General features: G+C 55.6%; 3 protein-coding genes. All 3 read left to right on the top strand.

The window, feature by feature from the left end:
- Positions 1 to 35 precede the first annotated feature (35 nt).
- The 3 genes from Q0294_RS04050 (at position 36) to Q0294_RS04040 (ending at position 4,135) form a co-directional block, all read left to right on the top strand.
- Complete coding sequence (locus tag Q0294_RS04050; protein ID WP_299461181.1) at positions 36 to 1,427, top strand: DUF1800 domain-containing protein; 1,392 nt, start codon at positions 36 to 38, stop codon at positions 1,425 to 1,427.
- A gap of 9 nt (positions 1,428 to 1,436) precedes the next feature.
- Positions 1,437 to 2,690, top strand: a complete 1,254-nt coding sequence (locus Q0294_RS04045; RefSeq protein WP_299461179.1) for a DUF1501 domain-containing protein — start codon at positions 1,437 to 1,439, stop codon at positions 2,688 to 2,690.
- A 329-nt stretch (positions 2,691 to 3,019) separates the two neighbouring features.
- Entirely contained in the window at positions 3,020 to 4,135 is a 1,116-nt protein-coding gene (locus Q0294_RS04040; protein WP_299461177.1) for a dienelactone hydrolase family protein, read from the top strand.
- Positions 4,136 to 4,325 lie beyond the last annotated feature (190 nt).

Here is a 4,325-nt window from a genome sequence, read left to right as displayed (position 1 = left end):
GAGTTTGTGACGTTCCCGAGTCAAGGGGTAGATTGATGAAATCAGACTCGCAACCCTGGGCACCTTATGTGCCGACGCCGGAAGAACCGTGGAACCTGGAAAAGGTGGCCCATCTGCACCGCCGCGCCGGCTTTGCTGCGAACTGGGAAGAACTGCACCGCGATCTCAAAGCGGGGCCCGCGGAGAGCATCGACCGTTTACTGCATCCGCCGCCCGCACCCCAGAAATTCCGACGGGTGGCCGACGCGCTCAAAAACATTATTGAGGCTTCCGGAGCCAGTTTTATGGCGGCGGAAAGTTTATCTCCCCTGCAGGCCTGGTGGTTATTTCGGATGACGTTCGGCAGTGACCCGTTGGGAGAAAAATTGACCTTATTCTGGCACAACCACTTCGCGACAGCGATTTCGGGGGTCTTTAACCTGAAACTGATGCTGGATCAGAATGAACTCTTTCGCGAACACGCGCGCGGCAAGTTCGGGGATCTGCTGATCGCCATCGAAGCCAATCCGGCAATGTTGAAGTGGCTCAATGGAGGCGCCAATCAAAAAGAACACCCCAACGAAAACTTCGCGCGGGAACTGCTCGAACTCTTCACGCTCGGAGAAGGCCACTATAGCGAAACGGACATCCGCGAAGCGGCCCGCAGTCTGACTGGCTGGAAACCGGGGCGCGACAACCTGCTGAATGAGACCAACGATTTTTTTTACGACGAAACACTTGTCGACACCGGTCCCAAAACATTTCTGGGACAAACGGGCGTCTGGCGGCACAAAGATATTTTCCGCATCATTCTTCAGCAACCCGAAGCCGCCAAATACCTCTGCCGCCGCCTTTATCGCTGGTTCGTCAGTGAGAGCACCATTCCCGATGACACCCTGATCGAACCGCTGGCCATGCAGATGCGGGCCAGCAATTATTCCATCGAACATGTGGTCGGCATCATCCTGCGATCTCAGCACTTCTTCTCACCAGCCGCCTGTTGGCAGCGTGTCAAGTCGCCGGTCGAATTCTGCGTCGGCACCATTCGCCAACTGGAACCGAAGCGAATTCCCAACCTGTTGCCACTGGTGGCTCTCAACTGTGATCAGCAGGGACAAATTCTATTCAACCCTCCCAGCGTCAAAGGCTGGGAGGGGGGGACGGCCTGGCTCAATTCCAACTGTACTCTGACCAGAATGAACTGGATCGCGGAATTGTTAAACGGCAATCCGCTGTCAGGCTTACCAGCCTATGATCCCACACGCTGGCTCAAAGAACATTCGATCGAACCGTCGCAGGCAGTCAATTCGTTTTCCAAGTTGCTTCTGCAAAACAACCTCAGCCCGGAATCAGAGGCACTCGCGAACCGTCTGGCAGTCAAAGACCAGCAGCAACTGCGCGCCGCCCTGCTGGTGCTGTTACAAACACCGGAATTCCAATTAGCATAGGAGATCAACATGAACTACAGCCGTCGCGAATTTCTGGGACTGAGTTCCACGCTGCTCGCCGCCGTGCCTGCGTTCCTGAAGCAAACCGCCTTCGCCGCCGCGGGACAGGAACCAAAGTCCGACCGGGTGCTCGTCGTCCTGCAATTAACGGGCGGCAATGATGGGTTGAATACCGTGGTCCCGTTCACGGACAAAACCTACCGCAGGCTGCGCCCCAAACTGCAACTGGCCGACGCAAAACTTCATCGACTGAACGACCACATCGGCCTGCATCCCTCTTTGCAGGAATTAAAAAGTCTGTTCGATGAAGAGCAGGCAGCGATCATTCAGAGTGTCGGTTATCCAAACCCCAATCGTTCGCATTTCGAATCGATGGCGATCTGGCAGACGGCTCCCAGCGATCAGAAATTGAGTTCCCAAAAGAGCGTGGACGCGCGAGAAGGCTGGCTGGCCCGCACGATTAATCAGCGTGCGACGGTCGCTCAACAGACAGCAGCGGTGCAGGCATTCAATATCGGCCTCGACGAAATGCCCCAGGCATTGCTCGGCAGCCGCGTACGGGTCCCCTCGATTAAAAGTCTCGCGCAGTTCAAACACAGCACCGGTCTCTTCGATCAGAAAACTCAGCAGGCCCAGATTGCCGCCTGGAAAAACGGAACCGGTTCCACTTCAAACCCGCTCCTGCAAGCGGCCCTGCAAAGTTCACTCGCCGTGCATACGACGGCTGAGCAGATCCGAAAAATCAATCTCGACCAGTCCACTTCGAGCAAGTATCCCGAGAACCCGCTGGCAGAACGACTCCGGATGGTGGCTCAACTGATTCGCGCCGGGTTTTCCACGCCCATTTATTACACCGAACACACGGGCTTCGACACGCATTCAGAGCAGCTCAATTCTCACCGCAATGCATTAATTGATTTGGGACGATCCCTGAAGGCGTTCATTTCTGATGTCAGCAAACACGTTCCGAATCGGCCGGTACTGGTTCTGGTCTTCTCGGAATTCGGCCGACGCGTCGAAGAAAACGCCAGCGCAGGCACCGATCACGGCACCGCAGGCCCCGTGTTCCTGGTCGGCAGCAATCTCAAGTCAGGAGTACACGGCCCCGATCCTGATCTGGAAAATCTGGTTGACGGTGATCCCGTCTTCGGCATCGACTTCCGCAGCGTCTACACCACGATCCTGGAAGACTGGCTGAACGTTCCCAGTCAAACCGTCTTCGGTCAAAAGTTTGACAAACTGGATATTTTGAAGACAACGTGATCCACGTCTCCAGGATATTTACTACCACGAAAAACACGAAACAGAGGATGTTTCCGAATGCATTTCGGCAACTAAAACGTAGGGGCGGTGCCCGCGTGCCCACCCGCCTGGTGAGGCTCAATTCTTTTTACTCTGTCGATGGGACCAGTGGAAGCATTCGCGCGTTGGTAAGCATGCCACCCTGTCCCTGCGGGCGGCCACACAGGGCCGCACCCTACGACACATTCAATTCATCCCCCGAATAGACGCCACGATTTCCCCCGGTTAGAATCGAAACTTCAAAAATACTCAACGATGCATGACAACAACGACATCGAAAGGACACTGGTATGAAGGCAGCTCAAGCGTTCGTGATTCTCTGTTTTCTGATCCCCACACTCGCACAGGCGCAATCCGAGTCTGCGAAATCGGAATACTTCAATCAAAAGGTGGCCGATTCGAATCCGTTGCGTAACGAGCAGGCGCGGGAGCTGGATGAATACATTAAACTCATGGCCGCCGACCGGAGCCGGTTTCAGAAATTGTTCCGCCCTGATTATGCTTCACCGGAAGCGTTTGCGAAATCCGCAGAACCTCTGCGAGCCGCGTTCTGTGCCAGCATCGGCTACCCGCCTCCCGGTAAGCGGCCCGACAAGCTGGCCACTTATCAACAGATCGGCGAAGATGCCATCGGCGTGTATTACCGGGCGATGTTCCCGATTCTACCCGGCGTGCATTCCGAGGGGATTTTTATCGTCCCTAAATCCGCAAAAGGAAAAACGCCGTTGATCATCTCCATGCATGGGGGCGGCGGCTCGCCGGAAGTCGCGCTGTTCAACGGCGGCGCGAATTATCACGACATGGTTCGTGGAGCCGTCAAGCGGGGTTACCTTGTTTACGCACCGCAGCATCTGTTTCGGGCCGACGAATTTCCGAAAGACATCCGCCACCAGATCGATGACCGCATGCGACTCATCGGCACCAGTATCACCGCCGTCGAAATCGCCAAGATCACGTATGCCATCGATGAACTCGTCAAGCGTCCCGACGTTGATGCCAGCCGGATTGGGATGGTCGGCCTTTCATACGGCGGGTACTACGCACAGGTCACGCCGGCCGTTGATCCACGGATTAGAGTTTCCGTCTCCAGTTGTTATTTCGGCGTTCAGGAAGGTCGTTATGCAAAAGACGAACTCTCGATTCCCAGCGACTTCCGGTTCATGGATCGAATGACGCTGTTCAACGACGCCGACCTTGTCGCGCTGATCTGCCCGCGGGCGCATCAGATTCAGGCAGGCTCACGCGACAACGCCTCGCATCGCGAAGCAGGAAAACAGATCGCCCCCCGTGCGGCTACCTTTTATGAGAATCTGAACCTCAATGACCGCTTCGAGCACGTGATCTTCGAAGGGGGACACGAATTCAACGACGCAGCCGCCTGGGCGTTTGTCGAAAAAAATCTGTGAGGTTGTGTTGCAGAATCACCGTTCCCCGATTCGAAACACATTCAGTTCGGCGTCCAGATCGCTGACTACGTAGAGCCGTTTTGACTCCACGTCGACAGCGATCCCTTCCGCATCCCGAATGGTGCGGCCCGTCTGACTGTTCTTCAAAGCGAAACTCTGGATCACCGTTCCGCGCCGTCGGTCATAGGTA

The organism is uncultured Gimesia sp. (assembly GCF_937919775.1).
Lineage (GTDB): Bacteria > Planctomycetota > Planctomycetia > Planctomycetales > Planctomycetaceae > Gimesia.
This window is presented reverse-complemented; position numbering and strand designations above follow the sequence as displayed.

Bases quoted from the DNA above. Each gene is read 5' to 3' on its own strand.
- Q0294_RS04045 (WP_299461179.1), top strand. From the start codon at position 1,437: ATGAACTACAGCCGTCGCGAATTTCTGGGACTGAGTTCCACGCTGCTC.
- Q0294_RS04050 (WP_299461181.1), top strand. From the start codon at position 36: ATGAAATCAGACTCGCAACCCTGGGCACCTTATGTGCCGACGCCGGAA.
- Q0294_RS04040 (WP_299461177.1), top strand. From the start codon at position 3,020: ATGAAGGCAGCTCAAGCGTTCGTGATTCTCTGTTTTCTGATCCCCACA.